We start from the raw sequence: 25,447 nt of genomic DNA, 5'->3' as shown, positions 1-25,447 counted from the left end.
GGTGCTCACCTCTTACAACGGAAACACGCCCAGCACGACGCACGCGATCGTCATGACGATCGACGCGCCGAACAGCAGCGGGAACGTGAACTTCTGATGATCCGCGAGATCGATGCCGCACAAGCCGACGACCAGAAACGTCGCGGGTGTGAGCGGACTCACGGGGAAACCGGTCGTCATCTGCCCGAGCAGCGCCGCCTGGCCGACATGCACCGCCGGCACGCCCAGTTGCGACGCCACTTCGGCGATCACCGGCAGCACGCCGAAATAGAACGAATCGGGATCGAAGAGCATCGAGAGCGGCATCGACAGAAGGCCGAGCACGACCGGAATGTGTCCGGCCATCGCGGGCGGCACGAAGCCGACGGCCGACTGCGCCATCGCCTTCAGCATGCCGCTGCCCTGCATGATGCCGGTGAACACGCCCGCCGCGAGCAGGATGCCGGCCATCATCAGCGCGGCGCGCGCGTGGGCGTCGATGCGCTTTCGCTGCATGTCGACGTTCGGGTAGTTCACCATCAGCGCGATGCACAGCCCGACCATGAACATGATCGCGGGCGGAATCTTCTCGCCCATCACGACCATCGTGCCGAGCACGACGATCGTCAGCACGATGTTGAACCAGAAGTTCTTCGGGCGGCGCAGCGCCTGCTCCTCGGGCGTGAGCTCGCGCTTCGGAACGGGAATCGAACCGCTCGCGCTCGAATAGCCGAGGCGCTTTTCCTCGCGGCGGCCGAGCCACCACGCCATGCCGAACACGAACACGAGGCCGATGACCTGCACCGGAATCAGCGGATTGAACAGCGCCGATATCGGCAGATGCAGCGACGCGGACGCGCGGATCATCGGCCCGGTCCACGGCAGAAAGTTGATGCCCGCCGCCATCGACACCGCCGCCGCCAGCACGCGCTTGTCCATGTTCAGACGCTCGTAGAGCGGCAGCATCGCCGGAATCGTGACGAGAAAGCACACGGCGCCGGAGCCGTCGAGGTGAATCAGCAGCGCGAGCAGCGTCGTGCCCATCACGATGCGCGTCGGCTTCGTGCCGACGGCGCGCAGGATGCGGTCGATGATCGGATCGAGCGTGCCTGCGTCCGTGATCGTGCCGAAATAGAGAATCGCGAACACGAACATGCCGACGACGGGCGCGAGGCTCTTCAATCCGTCGATGACGAACTTGCTCGTCGAAAGGCCGAAGCCGCCGATCAGCGACGCCGCGATCGGCACGATGATGAGCGCGACGAGCGGCGACATGCGCTTCGAAAGAATCGCCCCGAGCAGGACGACGATGGTGGCGAGGCCGAGCAACGGCAGCATGAACGTGTCTCCGAATCTTGTCTTTTGATGTGACCGAGAGTAAGTTCGGAGCGGCGATAACACAATTGAAATGATTTGATCGCAGCTATCACGAACCATAATGGATCTGAATCTTCGCGATATCCGCGCACTCGTCGCGGTGGCCGAGGCGGGCAGCTTCACGCGCGCGGCGGAACGGCTGCATCTCTCGCAGCCCGCGCTCACCGTGCAGATACGCCGGCTGGAGCAAGCGGTCGGCGCGCGGCTTTTCGATCGCAACAGCCGCAACGTCGCGCTGACGCCGACCGGGCGCGAACTGCTGCCGCTCTTGCGCAAATCGCTGCGCGACATGGAGACCGTGCTGCGCGACGCGCGCGCGATGGGCGAAGGCGAAAGCGGCACGATCCGCATCGCGTGCCTGCCCACGTTCGCGGCGAGCGTGTTGCCCGAGTTGATCATCGGCATGCGGAGCGACGTGCCGCGCGTCGTCTTCCAGATTCGCGACGTGGTGGCGAGCACCGTGAATGCGCTCGTGCGCAATGAAGAGGCGGATATCGGGCTGACCGGCGGCGATGTGCTCGACCCGATGCTCGAAGTGCTGCATGCGGGCGTGGACAGGCTCGTCGCCGTGTGTCCGAAGGAACATGCGCTCGCGAAGAAGCGCCGCGTCGGCCTGAGCGATCTCGCGCGCTCGCCGCTGGTGCTCACCGCGCCAGGCACGAGCGTGCGCGCGGTCGTCGATGCGGCGCTCAGCGAAACGCGTGAAGCGCTCGATATCGCATGCGAGCCGACTTACATGATGACCGCCGTCGCGATGGTGCGCGGCGGTCTCGGCGTGACGATCCTGCCGGAAACCGCGCGCGAGGTGCGCGCCGAGCCGGGACTCGTCGTGAAAGCGATCGACCATCCGGGATTCGCGCGGCCGATCGCCATCGTGAAGAAGCGCGGCAGGACGCTGCCGGCGGTGACGGAGCGCTTCGTCGAACGCATGCGCGCGACGATGAACGCGCCCCGCTGAATCGCGCGCTTACTTCTCCATCGTCGCCATATCGATCACGAAGCGATACTTCACATCGCTCTTCAACATGCGCTCGTACGCGTGGTTGATCTCGTCCATGCGGATCATTTCGATGTCGGACGTGATACCGTGCCTGCCGCAGAAATCGAGCATCTCCTGCGTCTCGGCGATGCCGCCGATGAGCGATCCCGCGAGCGAGCGGCGCTTGAAGATCATGTTCATCACCGAAGGCGACGGATGCGGATGCTCCGGCGCGCCGACGAGCGTCATCGTGCCGTCGCGCCTGAGCAGCGCCATGAACTGATCGAGATCGTGCGACGCGGCCACCGTGTTCAGAATGAAGTCGAAGCTGTTCGCGTGCGCCGCCATCTGATCCGGGTCTTTCGAGATCACGACTTCATGCGCGCCCAGGCGCTTCGCGTCTTCGATCTTGCCCGGCGATGTCGTGAAGAGCACGACATGCGCGCCCATCGCGGCGGCGAGCTTCACGCCCATGTGACCGAGACCGCCGAGCCCCACGATGCCGACCTTGTGGCCCTTCTGCACGTTCCAGTGGCGCAGCGGCGAGTAGGTCGTGATGCCCGCGCACAGCAACGGTGCGACCGCCGCCAGTTCCAGATTCGCGGGAATGCTCAGCGTGAACGCCTCGTCGACGACGATGCTCGTCGAATAGCCGCCGAAGGTCACGCCGCCCGACTTCCTGTCCGGCGAATTGTAGGTTTGCGTGAAGCCTTCGGGGCCGTCGCAGAACTGTTCGAGTCCTTCCTGGCAGGCCGCGCACGTGCGGCACGAATCGACCATGCAGCCGACGCCCGCGAGATCGCCCACCTTGAACTTCGATACATCCGAACCGACTTCCGCGACGCGCCCGACGATTTCATGTCCCGGCACGACCGGATAGTTCGAGCCGCCCCATTCGTTTCTCGCCATATGCAGGTCGGAATGACATACGCCGCAGAACAGAATGTCGATGCGCACATCGTTCGGGCCGACATCGCGGCGCTGAATGTCGAGCGGGCCGAGTGGTTTGTCGGCTGCGGCGGCTGCATAGGAATACGCTTTCAGCATGATTCTGCTTCCCTCTTTGGTTTGATTTTTGCGTGCACAGACCGGCCCGGCGCGATGCGAAAGGCCGGCCGATGAGACGTGTCAGGTGATCGATATGTGCGGCAGCGAACCGTCGCCGCCATTCACTGCGAGCGTTGCGAGTGACTTGCCGATTGCGCCGATATTTCGGCGGCAAATCGCAACGCCGCTACTGTATGCCTATAGGAAAAACTCTGCCGAAATGGCCGCGCGATTATGCCTTTCGAAAGGACTGCGCATTTACGCTGCTGGAGAATTTGACAATCGTGCGCGAAAAGATGACAGCATCGTCGCACTCTGAGAGAACGAAAACATGAATGCGAAGGCAATTACGGCAAGCATCGGCATGCCGGGTGGCGCGGTCAGCGCCGAGTTTCACATCGATACGGGGCGTCTCAGGATTTTCGAACGCGACGTGCTGCGCGTCGAACTGTTTCCGCCGCAATCGTGGTTCACGGTGGCGTCGGTGGCGGGAAACAGCCGCTGGGGCACGCGGCCGCGCGAAGCGGATATCCGTCTCGTCGTCGAGAACTTCATCCTTCAGCGTTTCGGCATGACGGCGTACCGCAGCGAGGCTTCCTGCGCGCAGTGAGGGCGCTGTCAGCGAGAACGCGCGCGCCGCGTGCGCTGATAGAACGCGTCCGGCTTGGTCTTCACCCATTCGACGAAGCTATGCACCGCTTCGTGCGCGAGCAATGCTTCGACGGTCGAATAGCGTTGCGCCAGTTCCTTTTCGGTGAAGAGCGCATGCAATTGCCGATGACAAATGCGATGCAGCACCGCCGTCTGCTTTCCGCCTTGCGATTTCGGCAAGAGATGATGCAGATCGCGTTCCGATGGCGGCACCCCGCGGCCGCACAGCGCGCAGATTTCCTCCTGCGGCGGGTGATACCACGGCTCCGGTGCGCGCTTCGCCATTGCAGTCCTCGACGAACGCGTCGGCACGCTCGGCTGACGCTGTGAGGTGCGAGCCGGTCTCGGTACCGGCTCGTTCCCGCTCTTCGGTCAGCCCTGCACGAAGGCGAGCAGGTCGGCGTTGAGCACATCCGCGTTGACCGTCAGCATGCCGTGCGGCAAGCCCGGATACGTCTTCAGCGTCCCGTTCTTCAGCAGCTTGATGGACTTCAGCGCGGCATCGGCGTAAGGCACGATCTGGTCGTCTTCACCGTGCAGGACGAGCGTCGGCACGGAAATCGACTTCAGGTCTTCGGTCTGGTCGGTCTCCGAGAATGCCTTGATGCCTTCGTAATGCGCCTTGGCGCTGCCCATCATTCCCTGACGCCACCAGTTCTGAATGACACCCTGATGAACGGTCGCGCCCGAGCGATTGAAGCCGTAGAACGGACCGGCGGGAACATCGACGAAAAACTGCGCGCGATTGTCGGCGAGCGCCTTGCGAAAGCCATCGAAGACTTCGAGCGGCAAACCTTCCGGATTGGCTTCGGTCTTCAGCATCAGCGGCGGCACCGCGCTGACGAGCACCGCCTTGGCGACGCGCCCCGCCGGTTCGCCGTGCTTCGCGACATAGCGAGCGACTTCGCCGCCGCCCGTCGAGTGTCCGATGTGAATCGCGTTCTTCAGGTCCAGCGCTTCGACGACCGCGAAGGCGTCGGCGGCGTAGTGGTCCATGTCGTGGCCATCGGAAACCTGCGACGAGCGGCCGTGCCCGCGCCGGTCGTGCGCGACCACGCGATATCCCTTCTGCACGAAGAACAGCATCTGCGTGTCCCAGTCGTCGGAGGAAAGCGGCCAGCCATGATGAAAGACGATGGGCTGCGCATCCTTCGGGCCCCAGTCCTTATAGAAAATTTCGACGTTATCTTTGGTCGTGACGAACGGCATGGTTAATCCTCACTTGTAAGAAGGGGGGAAACAGGACGCCGGGCCGAGTTTGTAACTCGACGCCGGCTTCGACGTTCTTGCAGGCAAGACAACGGTGACGGACGACGCTCGCTTCTTCGTCCGAGTAGAACAGTACACGCTTACCGCCATCGACGTACGATTGCCTGCAAGGGGTTTCGGCGCACGACTCCGTCACGCGCTTTCTTGGCCGGCGTCGCGTTCGGGGGACAGCATCGCGAGCACACCGCTCAGCGCGCCATCGAGAATCCGACTGGATAACTCGGGGTCCGATACGGCCCGCGACAACGTCACCGCGCCCACGCACGCGCTCAGTATGTGGAACGCTTCCGCGCGCTTCGTTGCGTCGAGCAGCGCAGGCGATGCCCGAGCGATGAGGCCCACGATCTTCTCGACGCGGGCGGAATACACCTCGCGCGTCGCGCCCGCGCAGCGGCTCACGTCGTTGACCAGCGCGGAAATCGGACAGGCGCGTTCGATGTTGTCGCGGTGAGCCTCGGACAGATACGCGCGCATCGCCCGTTGCGGTTCGGTGGGAATCGATGCCTGCCACGACTCGATGTCTCGCAGCGCATACTCGAACGCTTCTCGCACGAGTTCGTCGCGAGAAGCAAAGTGCTTGTAGAAGCCGCCGACGGTGAGTCCGGCCTCCTTCATGAGATCGGCGATGCTCGCGCCATCGATGCCGCGCTCGCGCAATCGCCGCGCCGCCACCTCGACGATGCGCTGACGCGTCTCGACCTTCTGTGCTTGCGAATGACCCATTCAGCTTCTCCCTGCTTCGGCGGCAAAGTGTAATCCCGCCAGGCGTTTTCCATTGGTGTGCATCCGGCAATTCTGAGTTGAGTCACGAACGGTTGCCGCGTTTCTGGATTATGACTAACATCCAGATCAACGCATTCCTATAGCGTTTTCTCGTCGCAAATAGTGCATATGCACTTTTCAGGCATTCAAAGGAGATACATCATGGAACAACGCAAGATTCTCGTCACCGCCGCAGCCGGCAAGACCGGCGTTCACACTGTAAAAGACCTTATCGACGGCGGTCACGCCGTGCGCGCGCTCGTGCGCAAGGAAGACGAGCGCAGCGAGGCGCTTCGGAATGCCGGCGCGGAAATCATGACCGGCGATCTTCTCTCGCACGATGACGCCATTCGCGCGACCGAAGGCATGGACGCGGCGTATCTCTGTTATCCGGTTCGTCCGGGCTTCATTCAGGCGACGGCCTATTTCGCGGATGCGGCGCGCCGTGCGGGACTGGATGCGGTCGTGAACATGTCGCAGATCTCGGCTCGCGAAAACGCGAAGAGTCACGCGGCGCGGGACCACTGGATCGCCGAACGCATACTCGACTGGTCGGGCGTGCCGACCGTGCACATCAGGCCGACGTTCTTCTCCGAGTGGCTGGTTTTTCCGTGGGTACGCGACACGATCGTTCGCGACGGTGCGATCGAGCTGCCGTTCGGCGAGGGCCGACACGCGGCTATCGCGGCGGAAGATCAGGCGCGCTTCATCGCCGCGGTGCTTGCAAAACCCGATGAACACGTCGGCAAGTCCTACGAGTTGTGCGGAACGACGCAAATGAATCAAGCGGAGATCGCGGCCGTGATGAGCGATGTCCTCGGCAGGAAAATCGTCTACCGTCCGGCGACGCTCGACGGCTATCGGGACCATCTGCGCCACTACGACCTGCCGGAATTCATGATCCAGCATTTCGTCGAAGTGGCCGTCGATTATCAGAACGGCGTCTTCGAGGGCACGGACGGCATCATCGAGCGCGTGACGGGAACGGCTCCGCAGACGGTCGAAGACTTCGTGAGGGCGAATCGCGCGGTCTTCGGATAAAGCCGGTCGTGATCGGCGCGGTAGTATGAGGGCGAGCTTCACCCGAAGAGAAATCGAATGAGCTTCAGACCAGCATTCGCGCTCGCCAGCCTGCTGTTCGCCTGCGCCTCGTCGATGGCCGCGACGCTCGCGATCAACGTCGGCGGCGAGCGCTCGCTCACGACCGAGCAGTTGCTCGCGCGCCCGGACGTCGCGACCATCCGCGTGCCGAACGACGTCACGTTTCATCGCCCGATGACGTATCGCGCGGTTCCGTTGCGCGCGCTGCTCGGCATCACGGAATTGCCCGCCGGCAAGGAACTCCAGGTCACCGCGAGCGATGGCTTCGTCACGCACTTTTCCTCGAAGCTGCTTTTCGGCGACGCGAAGAAGCGCGCCGAGCCGTGGCTCGCGATCGAGCCGCCGGACGATCCCTGGCCGAAGACGCCGGGCAGCGGCGATATCGGTCCGTTCTATATCGTGTGGATCGATCCGGCCGCGTCGGGCGTGTCGAGCGAGCAGTGGCCCTTCAAGGTGGACGCGATCCGCATCGCGCCGACGCTCGCCGCGCGATTCCCGCAAATCGCGGTCGGCAAGAGCGTGCCCGCCAATTCGCCGATTCGCCGCGGACAGACCGTCTTCGCGGCGCAATGCATGGTGTGCCACAAGCTGAACGGCGCGGGCGATGCATCGGTGGGGCCGGACCTGAATCGCCCGCACAATCCGACCGAATACTTCCAGCCGTGGGTGCTCAAGTCGTTCATCCGCGATCCGAAGTCGATTCGCGCGTGGCCCGACATGAAAATGCCCGCCTTCGACAAGAACGCGATCAGCGACAGCGATCTCGACGCGGTCATCGCCTATCTCGGCTACATGGCGAAACGCCGGAAGTAAGCGGACACTGCGGGAAATCCCCACGTTTCATCGCGCCAACATTGCATACAATAGTCTCGTCGATAGCGCGAAACGAGGCCGAAGTGGCGCAGACTCAACCCGCTTTGCATACAATCTCGCCCGAACCGGCGCGTTCGGCGGATGACGTCTACATCGCGATCAAGGACGCGCTCGCGGACGGCCAGTACGGCGCGGGCCAGTATCTGCGCGAGGAACAGGTCGCCAAGAGCCTCGGCGTGAGCCGCACGCCCGTGCGCGAAGCGTTGCGCCGGCTCGACGCCGAAGGCTGGGTCGAAACGCGCCCGAACTACGGCGTGCGCGTGAAAGCGTGGACCTTGCAGGACGCGCGCGAGATCTTCGAGGCGCGTCTTCTGATCGAGCCGTATCTCGCCGGGCGCGCGGCGCTTGCAATCGGCGCATCGGACATTGCGCGCCTGAAATCGCTCGCCGATACGATGCTCGACATCACGCAGCGTCCATCGACATCCGAATCCTGCGAAGCGTGGTTCGCCGCGAACGGCGAATTTCACGCGATCATCACGGCCGCCGCGAACAACGCGCGCCTCGACCGCTCGCTGAAGTCGATGAAGGAAACGCCGCTCATCAAGTGGACGTTCGACACCTATAGCGACGAAGACCGCGAGCGCAGCGCGCGCCAGCACGTCGAAATCGTTCTGGCGCTGGAACAGCGCAACGCCGCGTGGGCGGAAGCCATCACGCGCTGCCATATTCTCGCCGCCGAAAAGGCGGTGCTCGACCGCTACGACCGGGAGCATCCCGCGCCCTGAGTTTGCAGCCGCGAGTCGTTGAAGAGTCACGAAGCGACAGGAGACACGACATGCTGAGCACCGATGGCACAACCATAAGCACCGTAAACGCCGGCCCGCGTCTGGACCGATTACCGATCTCCGGCTTTCACAAACGCGTGCTGTGGCTGATCGGCGCGGGCATGTTCCTCGATTCGTTCGACATCTATCTCGCGGGCGGCGTGCTCGGCGCTTTGGCGAAGACCGGCTGGTCGACGATGCAGCTCAACGCCGCGTTCCTCTCTTCGACGTTCGTCGGCATGTTGATCGGCGCGTTCGCGGCGGGCGTGCTCGGCGACGCGAAAGGCCGCAAGTTCACGTATCAGTTCAATCTCGCGGTGTTCGGCCTCGCATCGATCGCCGGTGCGTTCGCGCCGAACATGACGTGGCTCATCGTGTGCCGCTTCTTCATGGGGCTCGGACTGGGCGCGGAGATCGTCGTCGGTTATGGCTCGGTCGGCGAGTTCATGCCGCCCGCCGTGCGCGGCAAGTGGTCGGCGTATCTGTCGCTCATCACGAACTCGGCGCTCTTTTTCTCGACGTTCCTCGGCTATCTGATCATTCCGGCGATCGGCTGGCGCGCGATGTTCGCGATCGTCGGCATCGGCGCGATGATCGTGTGGGTCATTCGCAAGAAGATGCCCGAGTCGCCGCGCTGGCTCGAATCGAAAGGCCGCTACGACGAAGCCGAGGCGATCCTGCGCGCCGCCGAGGAAGAGTCGGCGCGCCGCGCGCCGCTGCCGCCCATCGACGACGCGCCGCGCACCGTGACGAAGAAAACCACGCTGATCGAGCTCTTCTCGCCGTCGCAGATTCGCCGCACGTTCGTGTCGATCGTCGTGCAGATCGCGGTCAACATGGTGATCTACGGCTTCATCGTGTGGGTGCCGACCTTCCTGATGAAGCAGGGCATCGGCATGGCGTCGTCGCTCGGCTATTCGACGCTGATGTCGCTGGGCGGGCCGGCGGGCGCGCTCGTCGGCGTGCTGATCGCCGACCGCGTCGGGCGCAAGAACGGACTGATCGCGGTCGCGGCGCTCGCGGCGCTGATCGGCTGGCTGTACGGGCATTCCACCGGCGTCGCGATGGCCACGATGCTCGGCTTCCTGCTCTTCACGCTCACGTACTTGATGGTCGCGCTCGGCATCGCGACTTACATCCCCGAACTTTTCGCGACCGAGAACCGCATGCGCGCGAACGGCATCGCGGGCTGCGCGGGACGCGTCACGGGCATTCTCGCGCCGCAGCTCGTCGTCGTGATGTACGCGGCGGGCGGCGTGAAAGACGTGCTGTCGATGATCATCGGCGCGCTCGTCGTGATGGCCGTCGTGCTGGCGGTGTTCGGCATCGAGACGAATCGCCGTTCGCTGGAAGACATCGCGCCTGCGCTCGACACCGATGGCACGCTCGCGGCGTCGACGCTTTCGCACGAATCGCATCGTTGAAACTTTCTGAGGATATCGTCATGAGCGTCACGCATGAAAGCAAGCGTCAGGCACTGAAAGCGCGTTTCGCGCGCAAGGAAATCGTCACCGCGCCCGGCATCTTCGACATGATCTCGGCGAAGATGGCCGATTCGATGGGCTTCGAATGCCTCTATATGACGGGCTTCGGCACGGTCGCGTCTTATCTCGGCCTGCCCGACGCGGGACTCGCGACTTATACCGACATGGTGAATCGCGTCGCGGCGTTCTGCGGCGGCACGACAACGCCGATGATCTGCGACGGCGACACGGGCTACGGCGGCCTGCTCAATGTCGCGCATACGGTGCGGGGTTACGAGCAGGCGGGCGCGGCGGGCATTCAGCTCGAAGATCAGGAATTCCCGAAGAAATGCGGGCATACGCCGGGACGGCGCGTGATCGCCATGGAAGACATGGTCCGCAAGATCAAGGTCGCGGCGGAAAGCCGCAGCGATGGCAGCTTTCAGATCATCGCGCGCACGGATGCGCGCACGTCGCTCGGGCTCGACGAAGCGCTGCGTCGCGGCGAGGCATATGCGAAAGCGGGCGCGGATGTGTTGTTCATCGAATCGCCGGAGAGCGTGGAAGAGCTGGAGAAGATCGGGCGTACGTTCGATATGCCCTTGCTCGTGAATGTCGTCGAAGGCGGGCGCACGCCGCAACTGTCGCCCGAAGAATTGCAGAAGCTCGGATTTTCGCTCGCGATTTATCCGGCGTCGGGGTTCTTGTCCGTCGCGAAGGCGTTGAAAGACGTCTACGGCGAAATCCTCGCCCGCAAGGGCACGCAAGGCGCGGCCGCCACGATGTATCCGTTCCCGGAGATGTGCGAACTGATGGGCTTCCCGGACGTCTGGGCATTCGATCGCGCGCACGCGGATTGAATCAGTTCGCCGCCGCCACGCAGTCGATCTCGATGTCGAATCCTCCCGGCCACGCCGGCACGTTGACGAAGATGCGTGCCGGCGGGTTCGGGCCGAAGAAGCGCGCGTAGACCGCGTTGACGACGGGAAACGCATCGACCGACGTGCAATACACGTTGCACTTCAGCACCTGATCGAGCGACGAACCCGCCGCCTCGACACACAGCTTCAACTGCGCAAGCACGAGTTCCGTCTGACGTTCGATCGTTGCGTTCGCAACGACCTCGCCGGTCTGCGGATCGAACGGCGGAAAGCCGGACACGTAGACCGTATCGCCGTGGCGCGTGACGGCGGATGTCGGCGCCTTGAATCGTTCGAGCCAGCTCGAAAGCGGTTCGACGCGGATGATTTCGCGAGCCATTTCATCGTCTCCTTTACGGTGAGGCACTACGCGCGACCCTCGAAAATTCCGTTCAGGTCATTGCCCGGCGTCGCGTCCTTGAAGCCGTCGAAGCGGCCGTCGGCGAGCCCTTGCGCCGCGCGCATGAAGCCGCCCCACGCGGCGCGCGCGAGCCCGCCTCCGACACTCACGCGCCGCACGCCGAGCGCCGCCACATCGCTCAACGTGAACTCCGACACGCCGCCGATCAGCAGATTCACCGGCTTCGATCCCACCGCCTTCACCACCGCCGCGATCTGCTCGCGCGTCTTGATGCCGGGCGCGTAGAGACAGTCCGCGCCGGCTTCGGAATACGCTTTGAGACGCGCGATCGCGTCGTCGAGATCGGGCTTGCCTGCGAAGAAATTCTCCGCGCGGCCGACGAGCAAGGTGTCGCCGCCGGTTTCGTCGATCGCGCGCCGCGCCGCTTTCATGCGCGCCACGGCGACATCGAGCGGAAATAGCGGCGACGAAACATCGCCCGTCGAATCTTCGATCGACAAGCCCGCGACGCCCGTCTCCACGGCGAGCTTCACGCTCTGCGCAACTTCCTCCGGCGTCGCGCCGAAGCCGCTTTCGAAGTCCGCGTTCACCGGCAGATCGGTCGCGTCGACGATCTCGCGCAAATGAGCGAGCACCGCGTCGCGCGTCACGTGATTGTCGGCGCGGCCCTTCGACCATGCGAAGCCCGAACTCGTCGTCGCGAGCGCCTTGAAGCCGAGCGTTTCGAGGTAGCGCGCGGAACCGATGTCCCAGGGATTCGGCAACATGAAGCAGCCGGATTCGTGCAGCGCGCGAAAGGCGGCGCGTTTCTCGGCGACGGTGCGGGGCATGGCGTGTCTCCTGTCGTTTGAGAGCCGGAACGTAGACGATACGCGATCGACCAAAAGCGTGCTCGTCGCCAAGGCTCGCTCGCGACACGCGTAGCGCCTCGAAACGAAAACGGCGGTCCCGAAGGACCGCCGCATCGCTTACGACTTCAACTTCCGCCGCTTACTGCTTCTTCAGATCGAAGCGATCGAGATTCATCACCTTCGTCCAGGCCGCGACGAAGTCGTTGACGAACTTCTCCTGCGCATCGCTGCTCGCATAGACTTCCGCGAGCGAGCGCAACACCGAATGCGAACCGAAGACCAGATCGACGCGGCTGCCCGTCCACTTGCGCTGCCCGGTCTTGCGATCGCGCCCTTCGAACACATCGCGGCGCGACGACAGAGCCTGCCATTCCGTGTCCATGTCGAGCAGGTTGACGAAGAAGTCGTTGGTCAGCGTTTCGGGTTTGTCGGTGAAGACGCCGTGCGTGCTCTTTCCGCTCGACACGTTCAGCGCCCGCAACCCGCCGATGAGCGCCGTCATTTCCGGCGCGGTCAGCGTCAGCAGTTGCGCCTTGTCGATCAGCAGCGACTCGACGGGCACACGCACGTTGGCGTTGACGTAGTTGCGAAAGCCATCGGCGACCGGTTCGAGCGCCCCGACCGAAAGCACGTCCGTCTTGTCCTGCGTGGCGTCCATGCGGCCCGGCGTGAACGGCACCGTGACCTTGTGACCGGCCTTCTCCGCCGCCTTTTCGATTGCCGCGCCGCCCGCCAGCACGATCAGATCGGCCATCGAAATCTTCTTGCCGCCGGATTGCGCGCCGTTGAAGTCTTTCTGGATGCCTTCGAGCGCCGACAAAACCTTGCCGAGCTGTTCGGGGTCGTTCGCTTCCCAGTCCTTCTGCGGCGCGAGACGAATGCGCGCGCCGTTCGCGCCGCCGCGCTTGTCGGAGCCACGGAACGTCGACGCCGATGCCCACGCCGCCGAGACCAGCTCGGAAATCGACAGCCCCGAAGCCAGCACTTTCTGCTTGAGCGCCGCGACATCGTCATCGCCGGCGAGCGGATGGTCGAGTTGCGGAATCGGGTCTTGCCACAGCAGTTCTTCCTGCGGCACTTCCGGCCCGAGATAGCGCGCCTTCGGACCCATGTCGCGGTGCGTCAGCTTGAACCACGCGCGGGCGAAGGCGTCGGCGAACTGGTCGGGGTTCTCCCAGAAGCGCTTCGAAATCTTCGCGTATTCGGGATCGAAGCGCAGCGACAGGTCCGTCGTCAGCATCGTCGGCTTGATCTTCTTCGACGCATCGTGCGCGTGCGGAACGGTTTCGCCCGAATCCTTGGCGACCCATTGATTCGCGCCCGCCGGGCTCTTCGTCAATTCCCATTCGTAACCGAACAGGTTCTCCCAGAAGCCCTGGCCCCACTTCGTCGGCGTCGTGGTCCAGGTGACTTCGAGGCCGCTCGTGATCGTATCCGCGCCTTTACCCGAACCGTAGCTGCTCTTCCAGCCGAGGCCCATGTTTTCCAGATCCGCCGATTCGGGTTCGGCACCGACGTTATCCGCCGGGCCCGCGCCGTGCGTCTTGCCGAAGGTGTGTCCGCCCGCGATCAGCGCGACGGTTTCCTCGTCGTTCATCGCCATGCGCGCGAACGTCTCGCGGATGTCGTGCGCCGCCGCAAGCGGATCGGGGTTGCCGTCCGGGCCTTCCGGATTGACGTAGATCAGACCCATCTGCACCGCGCCGAGCGGGTTCTCCAGATTGCGGCCGCCGTCCGTGCGGCTGACTTCCTCGCCGTGCTTCTCGGCGTCCGCGGTGATCACGCCCTGATCTTCGTCGTTGCCGGCCGCGCCCTTGCCATAGCGGACATCGCCGCCGAGCCAGGTCTTTTCATTGCCCCAGTAGACGTCCTGATCCGGCTCCCATGTGTCTTCGCGTCCGCCCGCGAAGCCGAAGGTCTTCAGGCCCATCGTTTCCAGCGCGACGTTGCCGGACAAAATGAGCAAATCGGCCCAGGAAAGTTTCTGGCCATACTTCTGCTTGACCGGCCAGAGCAGCCGGCGCGCTTTGTCCAGGCTGACGTTGTCCGGCCAGCTATTGAGCGGCGCGAACCGTTGCTGACCGCGGCCGCCGCCTCCCCGGCCATCGCCGATGCGGTATGTGCCCGCGCTATGCCACGCCATGCGGATGAAAAGCGGGCCGTAATGACCGAAGTCGGCGGGCCACCAGTCCTTCGAATCGGTCATGACTTCGGCGAGGTCTTTCTTGACCGCCGCGAGATCGAGGCTCTTGAAAGCCTCGGCGTAGTCGAAGCCCGAGCCGAGCGGGTTCGACTTGCTGGAATGCTGATTCAACAGATCCACCCGTAGTTGCCGCGGCCACCAGTCACGGTTCGTCGTGCCGGTACCGGCGGCATGCGTAAACGGGCATTTCGATTCGTTCGACATGCGTTATCTCCTTGCGAGGACGTACCCACTAGTTCTTTTACTGCTCACCACCAAGGCTTCAGGTTCGTGTTTTCCGTGCTGCACAAACCTGATCCGATAAGGGTTTTCGCGATGCGCGCCGGGCGAGCGTGACTCGTCCGGCAGCTTTCCTCAACTTAGAAAATACGTGAGAGCGACGCTCAATAGAATGCGATTTTTGCAATGCCGCCGATAGGTGTCGGCTATAGGGGAAAGCTGCGCTTTCGCAACGTGCCGGCGCGTGCCGCCAAGCACGATCGACGCAATGTGCCTGACTTCGGCTCGTCACGAAAGCGCCTTCCCGATGATGTAGGGAGCAGCTTGGACGCACCGGTGCAATTCGGCACGCGAGTTCAGTCTAACAGCGTCGCGGGAGCTTGGCAGGCGACGTGCGCCTCAACTCCAGTCGTCCATATCGTGCTTGATGCTGTGCCGGTTCGCGATGAGTTCCTCGACGCTCGGCTCGTTGCTCATTGCACGCCGAATGGCGAGTTTCGTTGCTTCATAGTTCGTGCGATACATGTCCTTCTTGTCGAGGTTCGCATCCGTTGCGCAACGCGGATCGATCCACACGAGGCTGATGATGCACAACTCGTTGGCCTGATCCTTCGGCAAAATGCCTTCGATCAGGCAATCGACGATGGCGTCAGCAGTCGCGGATTGCACCACGCCGCCGAAGAGGTCGATGTTCGCCATGTCCTTCAACGTCACTTTCGGGACGATCATCGTCGCGGGGCGGACCATCTGATTGCACGCGCGAATCGCGAACATGGCCGTGTGTCCTTTCGATTGCGCCATCATGTTGGCGAACGCGTGGCCGACCGGCCCATCGACGCGGCCGATCAGGATTTCCGGCATCGCATCGGTCGCCTGTCCCGATGCGGCCATCACGGTCGCTTCGCCTGCGCGAAACGTCAAATCGAGACTCATGAACACTCTCCTTTAAGGGCTGAGCGATGGTTCGCTCGACTAAGGGAGCAAGTGCATGCAAGGACGATGCCATTGCCGTCCGCGCGGCGGCGGCGCCACGCGCGGCGACAGATTGCGCTCTTCGCGAGACAGACTGTGCGGGACGGTGTTTTCCCTGTCCTCCCTGTTTCGGGTGGGGGTGGGGCTCGTCGCGGGCACTTAACGTGGCAAGCGTGCGGCATGCACCCGGCGCGAACGAGCGCGGCGAAACCTACTTTGCACCCAGTGGCGCGCCGGCGCGCGCCACGTTCTTGAGCCGATCCGAACCATGAATTCACTTGACGGTTACAGGCCACGCGCTGCGTGGATGACAACCCTGATGCTGACGGCGCTTGCCCTCATCAACTTCCTCGACAAGATTGTGCTCGGCATGGTGGCCGTGCCGATGATGCGCGACCTGAACCTGTCGCCGGCGCAATTTGGCGTGGTGGCGGGGAGCTTCTTCTGGCTGTTCGCCGTTTCGACGGTGCTGGTCGGATTCCTCTCGAACCGCGTCCAGACGCGCTGGCTGCTGCTCGCGATGGGCATCCTGTGGGCCGTTCTGCAGATTCCGCAGGCGCTCTTCAGCAGCATGGCCGCGTTCCTCGCCAGCCGCGTCGTGCTCGGCGCGGCGGAAGGCCCGTTCTATCCGGTGTCCGTTCACGCGCTCTACAAATGGTTTCCCAACGAGAAACGCAACATGCCGGTCGCGCTCCTGAATCAGGGCGCCGTCGTGGGCTTGCTGATCGCGGGATTGCTGATTCCGGTCATCACGCACCATTGGGGCTGGCGCATGAACTTCGTCGTGCTCGGCGTCATCGGCGCGGTGTGGAGCATGCTGTGGCTGTGCGTCGGGCGCGAAGGCAACCTCGCGCAGCGTCCGCGCGGAAACGCGAGCACGGGTGCCGGCGCGGCGCGCCAGACCGTGCCTTACCGCGAACTCCTGAGCAACCCGACCATTCTCTGCGTGTTCTTCCTCGGCTTCGCGGCCTACTGGATGCTCGGCGCGAACATGACCTGGCTGCCGACGTATCTGGAACGAGCGCTCGGCTTCTCGGGCATCGCGTCCGGACGCTGGTTCGCGGTCGTGATCGCGACGGCGGCGCCGTTCAGTCTCGGGCTGAGCTGGCTGTCGCAGCGCATGCTGGCGCGCGGCGCATCGTCGCGCAGCGCGCGCGTGCGCTTGCTGTGCGCGGTGTTCGTCGCTGGCGCGTGCCTTTTCGTCGCGTTGATGTTGCCCGGTCTCGCGCCCGTGCAGAAGGTCGCCATGTTCGCTCTGGCGGGCGCGCTGCCGACCGTCTGTTTCGCGCTCGCGCCCGCGCTCCTTTCCGAAGTCGTGCCCGATACGCAGCGAGGCGCGCTCATCGGCATCCATACTGCGATTGCCAGCACGGGCGCCGCGATCGCGCCGATGCTGATCGGCCGGATCGTGCAGGCCCACGGCAGCACGACTGCGCGTGCCTACGAACTGGGCTTCATGACGAGCGCGGCCATGCTGATTCTCGCTGCACTCGTCGCATGGCGCTGGCTGCATCCCGAGCGCTCGCGGCGCGCGGCCAGCGAGCCCGTCGCGACCAGCGCCGCCTGAGCACGCTCGCGCGACACCTTCGCGCGGTACTGCGTTTTAGCCTGCGCGCAGCGGACGCACGGCATGCCTCATGCCGCTTCTTCAAGACATGCATCGCGTCGTTCGTTTCGAAATCCTCGGCGGCGGGCGCACCGTGCGCCGATCACCATGAACGTCGCTGCCGGGTCTGCATCCCAAAGACGCGAAGTCATGGCGCACATGAGCATGTGGCCCGCATCGCGAACGGCGGCGGCGGCGTGATCGGCCGCGTGTGCATTGGCGCTCCGTGCGCCGTCTCGCAAAAGCCTGCCGACCGCCCGAACTCCGAGCCTTCCGCCGATGCGTGACGAAACTGCCCTTCCGGTTAATTTGCTCGATCAACCCGCTCGCATACAGACCTGCGAGCGCCGGCCGGCTCGTGAAATGGCTCACGCCGTATGGTCGCGCGGCGCGCGCCGCATTTCCGGCGTGGTCGCGCCTCGAGCGCCGAAACGCGCGCCGCGTGGCTTGGGCGTGTCGTGGCGATCTACAAGTAGCGCATTTTCGCGCTCGCCGCAGCGATCAACGCGAAATGGAAGTGCTCGCATGGCTCGCGAGAGAGATAGAAAAAGGATGAGCGCGCGGTCTTGTCCAGCTTCATGGTGCGGCATGTCACGGAACGCGACATCACCTAGATTGCGCGCGAGGGCGGTCGGCCTCGCGGCTGATGGATCGTCGGCGGACCCGGCCCGCGAGCGCGGCGATGCCGAACGGCGCAACATTCGGTTTGAACGCGCCTTTCCGTGACCGCGAGCGACCGGGCAACGGTCGCGCGTTCGGCGATCACGGTTTGTCGTAGTGAAGCAATCAGCACGAAAATGGACGTACCCGCGTGGCTCGCGCGAGAGAGAGAAGGAGACAGGATGAGCGCGCGGTCTTGTCCAGCTTCATGGCGCAGCATGTCGCGAAACGCGACAGCACCTAGATTGCGCGCGAAGCGGTCGGCCTCGCGGCTGATGGATCATCGGCGGACCCGGCGCGCGAGCGCGGCGATGCCGAACGGCGCAACATTCGGTTTGAACGCGCCTTTCCGTGACCGCGAGCGACCGGGCAACGGCCGCACATTCGGCGATCACGGTTTGTCGTAGTGTCTCGAAACGAAATCGATCGCCGTTTGCGGGGAAAGCAAACGGCGATAAAGCGACGAATTCAGAACGTCGAGAGCGTCAACGTGTTGCGGACCGTTTTCACGCCCTGCACGCTTTGCGCGACGCGCGTCGCCTGATCGATCTGCGCTTCCTCGGGCACCCAGCCTTCCAGTATTACGTCACCGTTGGTCGCGCGCACGGTGACGCCGCTCGTGCGCATCCCTTTCGCCTTGCCGAGCGCGGTGAGGATGCGACGTCGCAGCGCGCGATCGGCGGCCCTGGACGACGTTTTGCCAGCGCTCGCCGACGACGACGACGACGACGATGCCGGCGCCTCGGCACTCGCCGGCGCCGGCGCAACGTTCTGCCCGTGAACATAGAAGGAAGCGCCGACGGCGGCCAGCCCGATCATCAGCTTTCCGGTTCGAATGAATTTCATAGTGTTGTCCGTTGCCACGTTCGTTGTAACCGATGTTCGATGCGATGAGTCCTGACACGCGCACTCCGCCGGGCCACCGGCCCGGACGAAGCGCCCGATGTCATTCAGAAGCGATGCGACATGCCGACGCCAACCAGCGTCTGCTTCTCGCCCGGGCCGATCGCGGTGAGGCCGGGCCAGGTCGTCGTCGCGAGGCCGTTGTTCTTCATATAGCCCGCGCGGCCATAGAAGGACGTGCGCTTGGAGATGTTGTGATCCACGCCGACCTGCACGCCCCACGTGTTGTCGTGCACGCCGCGCACGACGCGCTGGAAGCCCGCAATTTCGATGGCGTCGGCAGGCGTCGCCTGGATCGTCGCGCCGAGTTCCGCCACGCTGAACGGATGCGCCGCATTCAGGCGCGCGGCGACTGAACCCGCAGCCGGGTTTTCCGGCTTGTGATACGTGTAGTTGAATTGCAGATTCACGATGCCGATGCGATACGCGAGCGCGCCCGTGTAATGCTCGACCGAGACCGTGTTGACCGCGGCGGGCAAGCCCGGGATGTTCTTCGAGCCCGGATGCTGAAACTGATACGACAACCCCACGTAGAGCCCGTAACCCGAATAGGTTCCGGCGATATCCAGCATGTTGCCGGTCGACTGCGGATACGGCTGCGTGACCGACGCAGCAAGCGCATACATGCTCCACAACTGAAAGCCGCTGAAATTGGGCGACTTGTAGACGATCGCATTACTGGAACGCCCGCCACCCGTTTGCGTGGCTATCGTGTTGCGGTCGAGTGACGTCGACGCCGCCGCGAGCGGCGAGAGCACTTCGTTCGCGCGGAACGGGTCGGTCGGATAGAGCGACCAGAATGTCGGCTGATATTGCCTGCCGAGCGACAACGAACCGTACTTCTCGTGCGTCAGTCCGACCCACGCCTGACGATAGAACATCGCCGAGGAATCGGCGAAGAACGTACCGTTGTTGAGGTTGAAGCCATTTTCCAAGGTGAAGACGGCTTTGAGGCCGCCTCCAAGGTCTTCGCTGCCCTTCAGGCCGATCATCGAGCCGCTGTTGCCGCCGCTTCGCATCGACCACGACTGCGTGCCGCCGTTGTTGAACCACTGACCGAAGGCATCGGCGACGCCGTAAAGCGTCACGCTGGATTGCGCCGCCGCGCTGCCGGCAAAAACCGCGAGCGCCGCACCGGCGGCGCCTTTCCTCATGAAACCCATGAGTGTCTCCTCGTTGTGAGTATTTGATGTGGTTTGGCCGGCGCGCGCGATCGATTGGTGCAATCCGCACCGACGCGGCGCCGATCCGATGAAGTGTTGCAGGCGATCGCAAACCGACCACTACCCGAGGCGGGTGGGCGCGGGAATACCCGAGTTGCTTGGACATGCTAATGACACGCTTGCCGCGTACGAACAAGTGCTTTTCTCTTAATCACACAGAAATTGACGTACCTGCTACTTAGCCGCGACGTGCGTCATAAGTCCATCTGAATACTTATTCGTATTCCGAATTATTTTCACGGCGATGCACCGAGATCGGCGTTCCTCTCGCGAACAAGGGAATGCCGGGAAACGCAGAATGAGTCCGGCTTTTCTCTGAGCAAATGGCAAGCAAGGATGACCGGCTCACTCATTGGACGAGGACAATCATGGCGACGCTTTGGATGCCTTAAGTATTAAGTACAACGCGAAACACTATTCTAAGAAGAAAATACCGCCGAATAACCCCTCGATCACGCTGGCAATAGTCAATGACCCTAATACCGGCATGCGTCACAGCACGTAGAATTCTTGGGCACTTCTCGTTCCCCTCGAAAATCCCGAACCGGGTATTCTCCATACATGCAAGCACCGCCCAAAATCAGCGTCCTGCTGCCTGTGTACAAAGTGGAGCCGTACATCGAAGAGTGCCTCGACTCACTTTTGTCACAAACCTCCACCGACTTCGAAATAATCGCCGTTGACGACAGCAGTCCTGATCGGTCCGGCGAAATGACATCCCGCATTCTGGAGAATCAGACCAGAATTCCGTGGAAGCTCATTAAGAACGCCGAGAACAAAGGACTCGCCGAAACCCGCAAGGTCGCCGCACTGGCGGCGCGCGGCGAATACGTTCTGTGCGTGGACAGCGACGATCACGTTCATCACGACCTCATCCGCAGAGTGATAGAGGAAGCGGACAAGCACAACGCGGACGTCGTGGTCTTCGCCGCCGAAAACGTCACGCCGGATGGCAAGGTCAATTACCGCATCGAAACGGGCGATACCGTCATCACCGGTATGCAGGCCGTTGAGAGAATCTTCGACCTGACGCTGCAGGCTTATTGCTGGAACAAGCTCGTGCGCCGATCAATCTTCCTCTCGATCGAGCATCCGACCGGGCTTATCTATGAAGATATCTGCGTGTCGATTCAGACGCTGGGTAAATCGAACGTCGTGCGGCTGATTCCTGACAATCTGTATGCGTACATGGATCGGGAAACAGGAATTTCGACGCGCTTCAATCCGAAGATTGTCGACCTGTACGCCATTATCGATCGGGTGGAGAAGATAACGGCGTCGATGCCGATACCCAATTACCGCCGCCTGCTCTTCCGGCTGAAATATATCTACGGCTACCGGACGATCGCGTTCCAGGCCGCGATCAAGGCGCCGACTTATCGGCTGGCGGAACCGGTTTTGCTCGGCGTTTCGGAGAAACTTCGTGTCGCGCATCTGGTCGGCATGTATTCGGATCACCGGCCGAAACTGTCCTTCGTGATGGCGATGCTGAAAATTCATCCGTGGATTTTCTATTGCTTCGTGCGCCGTTTCGGCCGAAGGTAGTTCGCACAGCATTGCGCCGATCCGTTATCCTGCGCTGTCATTGTTCAGCGCAGCGCAACCGGCCCGATGCTCACTCTTTCCCCACGCGATACCGCGATGCTCGACGGCGATCTCGGCGCCGGCCTCGCGCTCGCGATGCGCATCGTCGCGGCGACGGCGCGCGTCATGGACGCCGACTCGCTCATCGACATCACGTCCGCGCATATCGACGGCTGTCTCTATCATGGCGCGGCGAGTCTCGATTTCGTCGAGCGCTTCGTCGCGAGCGGCGCGAAGGTCGCCGTGCCGACCACGCTCAACGTCGGCTCGCTCGATCTCATCCATCCCGAACTCTTTCGCGGCGATGTCCATGTCGCGAGCGCGGGCAGGCGGCTCATGCAGGCGCATATCGAACTCGGCTGCGAAGCGAGCTTCACGTGCGCGCCTTATCAGTTGAAGCATCGTCCGAAGCTGGGCGATCAGATCGCGTGGGCCGAATCGAACGCGATCGTCTTCGCCAACTCCGTGCTCGGCGCGCGCACGAGCCGCTACGGCGATTTCCTCGATCTCGCCGCCGCGATCACCGGCCGCGCGCCGAACGCGGGCCTGCACGTCACGGCGAACCGTGCGGCGCGCATCGTGATCGAAGCACCGGACTTGCGCGCATCGACACATCGCGATGCGGATTTCGCGGCGCTCGGCTTCCTGCTCGGCAGCGAAGTCGGCGCGACGGTCGCGGCCATCACCGGCCTGCCCGCCGACACGACCGAAGACGAGCTCAAAGCGCTCGGCGCGGCGGCGGCGTCGAGCGGATCCGTGGCGCTCTTTCATGCGGTCGGCATCACGCCGGAAGCCGCAACACTGGATGCCGCGCTTCAGGGACACGCGCCAGAACGCACGGTCGCGGTCAGCGCGTCGGACCTTCAGGCCGTGCGCAGGCGCTGGAGCCATGCGAAGCCGGGCGACGCGCTCGCCGCCGTCGCGCTCGGCACGCCGCACTTTTCCGTCGATGAATTTCGCACGCTCGCGTCACTCTTCGATCGGCATGAAGGCACGCCACGCTGCGATGTCTACGTGAACACGAGCCGCTTCGTGCTCTGGCAACTCGAGGAAGAAGGCATCGCGCGGACGCTGGCCGGACGCGGCGTGCAGATCGTCGTCGATACCTGCACGTACATCACGCCGGTGATGAAGCAAATGAGCGGCCTCGTGATGACCAACTCGGGCAAATGGGCGCACTACGCGCCGGCGAATATCGGCGTGACGGTGGCATTCGGCAGCATGAGCGAATGCGTGCGATCGGCGTTCGAAGGAAAGGTATGCATCGATGAAAACGTTTGAGGGCGTCACACTCGTTCCCGGCCACGCGCGCGCGGTGGGCATCGCGTTGCCGCCGCTCAGCTTCTGGGGCGGCTACGACGCCGAACGCGGCGTGATTGTCGATGCCACGCACGCCGGTCGCGGCCAGAGCCTCGCGTCGCGCATTCTCGTGATGCCGCGTGCGCGCGGATCGAGTTCGAGCAGCAGCGTGCTCGCCGAAGCGTTGCGCAACGGCACGGGTCCGGCGGGCATCGTGCTCACGGAGCGCGATCTGATCTTGTCGATCGGCGCGATCGTCGCAAACGAGCTGTATGCGTCGGAGGTGCCGGTCGTGATGGTCGATGAAACCGCGTTCGCGCACATCGCAGCCGCCGATGCTCACATCGAAATCGATGCGCGCGATGCGGCGCGGCCCGCGCACGTGCGTCTCATCGCGCCATCATCGCCGTGACCACCGAGATGATCTGCTGCCCCGCCGTCTTCACATGCTGCTCGAGCAGTTTCGCGCCGAGCTTTGCGTCGCGCTTTCTGCATGCGTCGATCAGGTTCATGTGCTCTTCGTGCGACTGCTCGCGGATCGGCACCTGCACGACCTGAAAACGGAAATAGCGGTCGCTGCGATCGTGCAGCACGCGCAGCATCTGCACCGTGATATCGCGCCGCGCCGGCAGATAAAGCGTCTCGTGCAGACGCCAGTTCAGTTGGCCCCAAACGCCCGAATCGGCGTGATCCATTTCGTTGACGAGCTTTTCGGCTTTCGCGATTTCGGCGTCGGTGATATGCGGAATGGCCTGCGAAAAAAGCCACGGTTCCAGCCGCAAGCGAATCTCGAACGTCTCCTGCACTTCTTCGATCGACAGCTCCGCGACATACGCGCCCTTGTGCGGCACCTTCGTCAGCAAGCCTTCGCCGGTCAGCCGCGTGATCGCCTCGCGGATCGGCACGCGGCTCACGCCGAGTTCGTCGGCGAGCGCTTCCTGACGCAGCACTTCGCCGGGCGCGAGATCGCCGGAGAGGATACGTTGGCGGATCGCCGTGGTGACGAGTTCGACCGTCGTCGTGCGCACGATCTTGTGCGTGGATTCCGTGGGGCTCGGACTCGTGGCGACCGGAGGCATGTGTTTCTTTTAGTGCTTATTCGTAGGGTTGCGGCATCGTAACACGCATGTTCACAGCAAAGCCTCCCGCACCCACGCGCCGCTTTTCATCACGCCCGCGATGCGCTCACCCTGTCCCGTGAGCACGCGAATATCCTTCAGCGGATCGCCATCCACGACAAGCAAATCCGCATACGCACCCGCCGCGACGACACCGAGCCTGCCCTTCATGTTCACGATTTCCGCGCCGATCGCCGTCGCCTGACGAATGGCCTCGAATGCGCCGACGATCTCCGCGCGTATCGAAAGTTCATCGCTCTGATATTGATGCATGTCGCCGAGCAGATCGGTGCCGAGGCCCATCTTCACGCCGCGCGCGTGCAGCATCGCCAGCGCTTCGAGTCCGCGCTTGCGCACCGACTCGTTCTTGTCGAGCGTGTCTTTTGCGAGGCCCATCTGCGCGCCGACTTTCGACATCGCGTCGTACGTGACGAGCGTCGGCACCGCGTAGGCGCCGTGTTCGGCCATCACGCGCGCGGCGGCGTCATCGATCAGATTGCCGTGTTCGATCGTGCGCACGCCGAGCTTCACGACGCGCGCAATCGCCTTCGCCGTGTAGGCATGCGCCATCACGTAGGTCTGATGCGATTCCGCTTCCTCGACGGCGGCCTTCACTTCATCGACGGAAAATTGCAGGTTGCCGATCGGATCGGTCGGCGAAGCCACGCCGCCCGACGCCATGATCTTGATGTGATGCGCGCCCGCACGCATTTCCTCGCGCACGGCCTTGCGCATTTCATCGACGCCATCGACCACGCGCCCGATCGCGCCCATGTTGCGATTGCAGCCGCACGGGTCGGGATCCGAGTTGTCGAAGCGCTCGCGGAAATCGCCGTGGCCGCCGGTCTGCGAAAGCGCCTTGCCCGCGACGAACAAACGCGGCCCCGCGATCACGCCCTCTTCGATCGCGCGCGACAATGCGTAATCCGCGCCGCCCGCGTCGCGCACGGTCGTGAAGCCGCGATCGAGCATGCCCGCGAGAATCGGCACGGCGCGCAGCACGGCGAACGTATTCGGCAAACGGCTGTTGTTGCCGAGATGCGCGACCGACGCGATCACATGCACGTGACAATCGATCATGCCGGGCATCACCGTCTTGCCGCCGACATCGATCACCTGCGCGCCGCGCGCCTCCACCGGTTCGCGCGTGACGTCGCGAATCGTGTCGCCGTCGATGACGATCGAATAGCGGCCGTCGTCGCGCTCGTGATCGGCGTCGAGCACGCGAGCGTTTTTCAGAATCAGCATGGCCATGTTTCT

At 63.4% G+C, this 25,447-nt stretch carries 24 protein-coding genes; 11 read left to right on the top strand and 13 right to left on the bottom strand.

Translation table 11 applies throughout. From position 1 onward, the window contains the following. Nucleotides 1–12: 12 nt before the first annotated feature. Complete coding sequence (locus tag NOV72_RS12880; protein ID WP_106854977.1) at nucleotides 13–1,317, bottom strand: CitMHS family transporter; 1,305 nt, start codon at nucleotides 1,315–1,317, stop codon at nucleotides 13–15. Between the two features lie 100 nt (nucleotides 1,318–1,417). Here NOV72_RS12880 and NOV72_RS12875 point away from each other — a divergent pair, with 100 nt between their 5' ends. Beyond that, entirely contained in the window at nucleotides 1,418–2,314 is an 897-nt protein-coding gene (locus NOV72_RS12875) for a LysR family transcriptional regulator (protein ID WP_106854976.1), read from the top strand. Nucleotides 2,315–2,323: 9 nt separating this feature from the next. On the opposite strand, the gene NOV72_RS12870 is transcribed toward NOV72_RS12875, so the two are convergent. Continuing rightward, the gene (locus NOV72_RS12870) at nucleotides 2,324–3,382 is read right to left on the bottom strand and encodes an NAD(P)-dependent alcohol dehydrogenase (protein ID WP_106854975.1); all 1,059 of its coding nucleotides are present in this window, start codon (nucleotides 3,380–3,382) and stop codon (nucleotides 2,324–2,326) included. A gap of 331 nt (nucleotides 3,383–3,713) precedes the next feature. On the opposite strand from NOV72_RS12870, the gene NOV72_RS12865 reads away from it, so the two are divergent. Continuing rightward, complete coding sequence (locus NOV72_RS12865) at nucleotides 3,714–3,992, top strand: hypothetical protein (RefSeq protein ID WP_106854974.1); 279 nt, start codon at nucleotides 3,714–3,716, stop codon at nucleotides 3,990–3,992. 8 nt (nucleotides 3,993–4,000) lie between these two features. Here NOV72_RS12865 and NOV72_RS12860 read toward each other — a convergent pair whose 3' ends face one another. The 3 genes from NOV72_RS12860 to NOV72_RS12850 all read right to left on the bottom strand — a co-directional run bounded on the left by NOV72_RS12860 (nucleotide 4,001) and on the right by NOV72_RS12850 (nucleotide 6,025). Beyond that, the gene (locus NOV72_RS12860) at nucleotides 4,001–4,318 is read right to left on the bottom strand and encodes an HNH endonuclease (RefSeq protein ID WP_106854973.1); all 318 of its coding nucleotides are present in this window, start codon (nucleotides 4,316–4,318) and stop codon (nucleotides 4,001–4,003) included. Nucleotides 4,319–4,405: 87 nt separating this feature from the next. Then, entirely contained in the window at nucleotides 4,406–5,242 is an 837-nt protein-coding gene (locus tag NOV72_RS12855; RefSeq protein ID WP_106854972.1) for an alpha/beta fold hydrolase, read from the bottom strand. 192 nt (nucleotides 5,243–5,434) lie between these two features. After that, nucleotides 5,435–6,025, bottom strand: coding sequence for a TetR/AcrR family transcriptional regulator (locus NOV72_RS12850; RefSeq protein WP_106854971.1), 591 nt, complete (start codon nucleotides 6,023–6,025; stop codon nucleotides 5,435–5,437). Nucleotides 6,026–6,226: 201 nt separating this feature from the next. Between NOV72_RS12850 and NOV72_RS12845 the strand changes: the two genes are divergently transcribed. The 5 genes from NOV72_RS12845 (at nucleotide 6,227) to NOV72_RS12825 (ending at nucleotide 11,128) form a co-directional block, all read left to right on the top strand. Beyond that, nucleotides 6,227–7,105 (top strand): NmrA family NAD(P)-binding protein, encoded by an 879-nt coding sequence (locus NOV72_RS12845; protein ID WP_106854970.1) that lies wholly within the window; start codon nucleotides 6,227–6,229, stop codon nucleotides 7,103–7,105. Between the two features lie 57 nt (nucleotides 7,106–7,162). Then, nucleotides 7,163–7,978 carry a cytochrome c gene (locus tag NOV72_RS12840; RefSeq protein WP_106854969.1) on the top strand — a complete coding sequence of 272 codons (816 nt, stop codon included), beginning with the start codon at nucleotides 7,163–7,165 and terminating at the stop codon, nucleotides 7,976–7,978. A gap of 83 nt (nucleotides 7,979–8,061) precedes the next feature. Next, nucleotides 8,062–8,766, top strand: a complete 705-nt coding sequence (locus tag NOV72_RS12835) for a GntR family transcriptional regulator (protein ID WP_106854968.1) — start codon at nucleotides 8,062–8,064, stop codon at nucleotides 8,764–8,766. Between the two features lie 50 nt (nucleotides 8,767–8,816). Continuing rightward, a complete protein-coding gene (locus NOV72_RS12830; protein ID WP_106854967.1) occupies nucleotides 8,817–10,229 on the top strand; it encodes an MFS transporter in 1,413 nt (470 codons plus the stop codon). A gap of 20 nt (nucleotides 10,230–10,249) precedes the next feature. After that, the gene (locus NOV72_RS12825; RefSeq protein ID WP_106854966.1) at nucleotides 10,250–11,128 is read left to right on the top strand and encodes an isocitrate lyase/PEP mutase family protein; all 879 of its coding nucleotides are present in this window, start codon (nucleotides 10,250–10,252) and stop codon (nucleotides 11,126–11,128) included. A gap of 1 nt (nucleotide 11,129) precedes the next feature. Here NOV72_RS12825 and NOV72_RS12820 read toward each other — a convergent pair whose 3' ends face one another. The 4 genes from NOV72_RS12820 to fae all read right to left on the bottom strand — a co-directional run bounded on the left by NOV72_RS12820 (nucleotide 11,130) and on the right by fae (nucleotide 15,755). Then, nucleotides 11,130–11,528 (bottom strand): RidA family protein, encoded by a 399-nt coding sequence (locus tag NOV72_RS12820; RefSeq protein WP_106854965.1) that lies wholly within the window; start codon nucleotides 11,526–11,528, stop codon nucleotides 11,130–11,132. Nucleotides 11,529–11,554: 26 nt separating this feature from the next. Next, a complete protein-coding gene (locus NOV72_RS12815; RefSeq protein WP_106854964.1) occupies nucleotides 11,555–12,379 on the bottom strand; it encodes an isocitrate lyase/PEP mutase family protein in 825 nt (274 codons plus the stop codon). A gap of 160 nt (nucleotides 12,380–12,539) precedes the next feature. Further along, nucleotides 12,540–14,807, bottom strand: coding sequence for a catalase/peroxidase HPI (gene katG / locus NOV72_RS12810; RefSeq protein WP_106854963.1), 2,268 nt, complete (start codon nucleotides 14,805–14,807; stop codon nucleotides 12,540–12,542). A 414-nt stretch (nucleotides 14,808–15,221) separates the two neighbouring features. Then, nucleotides 15,222–15,755, bottom strand: coding sequence for a formaldehyde-activating enzyme (gene fae / locus NOV72_RS12805; RefSeq protein ID WP_106854962.1), 534 nt, complete (start codon nucleotides 15,753–15,755; stop codon nucleotides 15,222–15,224). Nucleotides 15,756–16,101: 346 nt separating this feature from the next. On the opposite strand from fae, the gene NOV72_RS12800 reads away from it, so the two are divergent. After that, nucleotides 16,102–17,361, top strand: coding sequence for an MFS transporter (locus NOV72_RS12800; protein ID WP_342753396.1), 1,260 nt, complete (start codon nucleotides 16,102–16,104; stop codon nucleotides 17,359–17,361). A 1,167-nt stretch (nucleotides 17,362–18,528) separates the two neighbouring features. On the opposite strand, the gene NOV72_RS12795 is transcribed toward NOV72_RS12800, so the two are convergent. Then, nucleotides 18,529–18,906 (bottom strand): BON domain-containing protein, encoded by a 378-nt coding sequence (locus NOV72_RS12795; RefSeq protein ID WP_245933011.1) that lies wholly within the window; start codon nucleotides 18,904–18,906, stop codon nucleotides 18,529–18,531. Nucleotides 18,907–19,010: 104 nt separating this feature from the next. After that, a complete protein-coding gene (locus NOV72_RS12790; protein WP_106854959.1) occupies nucleotides 19,011–20,126 on the bottom strand; it encodes a porin in 1,116 nt (371 codons plus the stop codon). A 621-nt stretch (nucleotides 20,127–20,747) separates the two neighbouring features. Between NOV72_RS12790 and NOV72_RS12785 the strand changes: the two genes are divergently transcribed. The 3 genes from NOV72_RS12785 (at nucleotide 20,748) to NOV72_RS12775 (ending at nucleotide 23,481) form a co-directional block, all read left to right on the top strand. Beyond that, nucleotides 20,748–21,731, top strand: a complete 984-nt coding sequence (locus tag NOV72_RS12785; RefSeq protein WP_106854958.1) for a glycosyltransferase family 2 protein — start codon at nucleotides 20,748–20,750, stop codon at nucleotides 21,729–21,731. Between the two features lie 66 nt (nucleotides 21,732–21,797). Then, a complete protein-coding gene (locus NOV72_RS12780) occupies nucleotides 21,798–23,051 on the top strand; it encodes an aconitase X (protein WP_106854957.1) in 1,254 nt (417 codons plus the stop codon). Then, a complete protein-coding gene (locus tag NOV72_RS12775) occupies nucleotides 23,038–23,481 on the top strand; it encodes an aconitase X swivel domain-containing protein (protein ID WP_106854956.1) in 444 nt (147 codons plus the stop codon). The genes NOV72_RS12780 and NOV72_RS12775 overlap by 14 nt, the downstream gene beginning before the upstream one ends. On the opposite strand, the gene NOV72_RS12770 is transcribed toward NOV72_RS12775, so the two are convergent. After that, the gene (locus NOV72_RS12770; RefSeq protein ID WP_106854955.1) at nucleotides 23,459–24,148 is read right to left on the bottom strand and encodes a GntR family transcriptional regulator; all 690 of its coding nucleotides are present in this window, start codon (nucleotides 24,146–24,148) and stop codon (nucleotides 23,459–23,461) included. The two genes, NOV72_RS12775 and NOV72_RS12770, sit on opposite strands and share 23 nt — an antisense overlap. 51 nt (nucleotides 24,149–24,199) lie before the next feature. Further along, the gene (locus NOV72_RS12765) at nucleotides 24,200–25,435 is read right to left on the bottom strand and encodes a metal-dependent hydrolase family protein (RefSeq protein WP_106855103.1); all 1,236 of its coding nucleotides are present in this window, start codon (nucleotides 25,433–25,435) and stop codon (nucleotides 24,200–24,202) included. Nucleotides 25,436–25,447 lie beyond the last annotated feature (12 nt).

It is taken from the genome of Caballeronia novacaledonica (assembly GCF_900258035.1).
Taxonomy (GTDB): Bacteria; Pseudomonadota; Gammaproteobacteria; order Burkholderiales; family Burkholderiaceae; genus Caballeronia; species Caballeronia novacaledonica.
This window is presented reverse-complemented; position numbering and strand designations above follow the sequence as displayed.

Coding starts and splice junctions, on each gene's coding strand:
- NOV72_RS12800 (WP_342753396.1), top strand. CDS start 16,102: ATGACAACCCTGATGCTGACGGCGCTTGCCCTCATCAACTTCCTCGAC.
- NOV72_RS12845 (WP_106854970.1), top strand. CDS start 6,227: ATGGAACAACGCAAGATTCTCGTCACCGCCGCAGCCGGCAAGACCGGC.
- NOV72_RS12865 (WP_106854974.1), top strand. CDS start 3,714: ATGAATGCGAAGGCAATTACGGCAAGCATCGGCATGCCGGGTGGCGCG.
- NOV72_RS12870 (WP_106854975.1), bottom strand. CDS start 3,382: ATGCTGAAAGCGTATTCCTATGCAGCCGCCGCAGCCGACAAACCACTC.
- NOV72_RS12850 (WP_106854971.1), bottom strand. CDS start 6,025: ATGGGTCATTCGCAAGCACAGAAGGTCGAGACGCGTCAGCGCATCGTC.
- NOV72_RS12860 (WP_106854973.1), bottom strand. CDS start 4,318: ATGGCGAAGCGCGCACCGGAGCCGTGGTATCACCCGCCGCAGGAGGAA.
- NOV72_RS12770 (WP_106854955.1), bottom strand. CDS start 24,148: ATGCCTCCGGTCGCCACGAGTCCGAGCCCCACGGAATCCACGCACAAG.
- NOV72_RS12780 (WP_106854957.1), top strand. CDS start 21,798: ATGCTCACTCTTTCCCCACGCGATACCGCGATGCTCGACGGCGATCTC.
- NOV72_RS12795 (WP_245933011.1), bottom strand. CDS start 18,906: ATGAAATTCATTCGAACCGGAAAGCTGATGATCGGGCTGGCCGCCGTC.
- NOV72_RS12815 (WP_106854964.1), bottom strand. CDS start 12,379: ATGCCCCGCACCGTCGCCGAGAAACGCGCCGCCTTTCGCGCGCTGCAC.
- fae (WP_106854962.1), bottom strand. CDS start 15,755: ATGAGTCTCGATTTGACGTTTCGCGCAGGCGAAGCGACCGTGATGGCC.
- NOV72_RS12830 (WP_106854967.1), top strand. CDS start 8,817: ATGCTGAGCACCGATGGCACAACCATAAGCACCGTAAACGCCGGCCCG.
- NOV72_RS12775 (WP_106854956.1), top strand. CDS start 23,038: ATGAAAACGTTTGAGGGCGTCACACTCGTTCCCGGCCACGCGCGCGCG.
- NOV72_RS12785 (WP_106854958.1), top strand. CDS start 20,748: ATGCAAGCACCGCCCAAAATCAGCGTCCTGCTGCCTGTGTACAAAGTG.
- NOV72_RS12825 (WP_106854966.1), top strand. CDS start 10,250: ATGAGCGTCACGCATGAAAGCAAGCGTCAGGCACTGAAAGCGCGTTTC.
- NOV72_RS12855 (WP_106854972.1), bottom strand. CDS start 5,242: ATGCCGTTCGTCACGACCAAAGATAACGTCGAAATTTTCTATAAGGAC.
- katG (WP_106854963.1), bottom strand. CDS start 14,807: ATGTCGAACGAATCGAAATGCCCGTTTACGCATGCCGCCGGTACCGGC.
- NOV72_RS12875 (WP_106854976.1), top strand. CDS start 1,418: ATGGATCTGAATCTTCGCGATATCCGCGCACTCGTCGCGGTGGCCGAG.
- NOV72_RS12840 (WP_106854969.1), top strand. CDS start 7,163: ATGAGCTTCAGACCAGCATTCGCGCTCGCCAGCCTGCTGTTCGCCTGC.
- NOV72_RS12765 (WP_106855103.1), bottom strand. CDS start 25,435: ATGCTGATTCTGAAAAACGCTCGCGTGCTCGACGCCGATCACGAGCGC.
- NOV72_RS12880 (WP_106854977.1), bottom strand. CDS start 1,317: ATGCTGCCGTTGCTCGGCCTCGCCACCATCGTCGTCCTGCTCGGGGCG.
- NOV72_RS12820 (WP_106854965.1), bottom strand. CDS start 11,528: ATGGCTCGCGAAATCATCCGCGTCGAACCGCTTTCGAGCTGGCTCGAA.
- NOV72_RS12790 (WP_106854959.1), bottom strand. CDS start 20,126: ATGGGTTTCATGAGGAAAGGCGCCGCCGGTGCGGCGCTCGCGGTTTTT.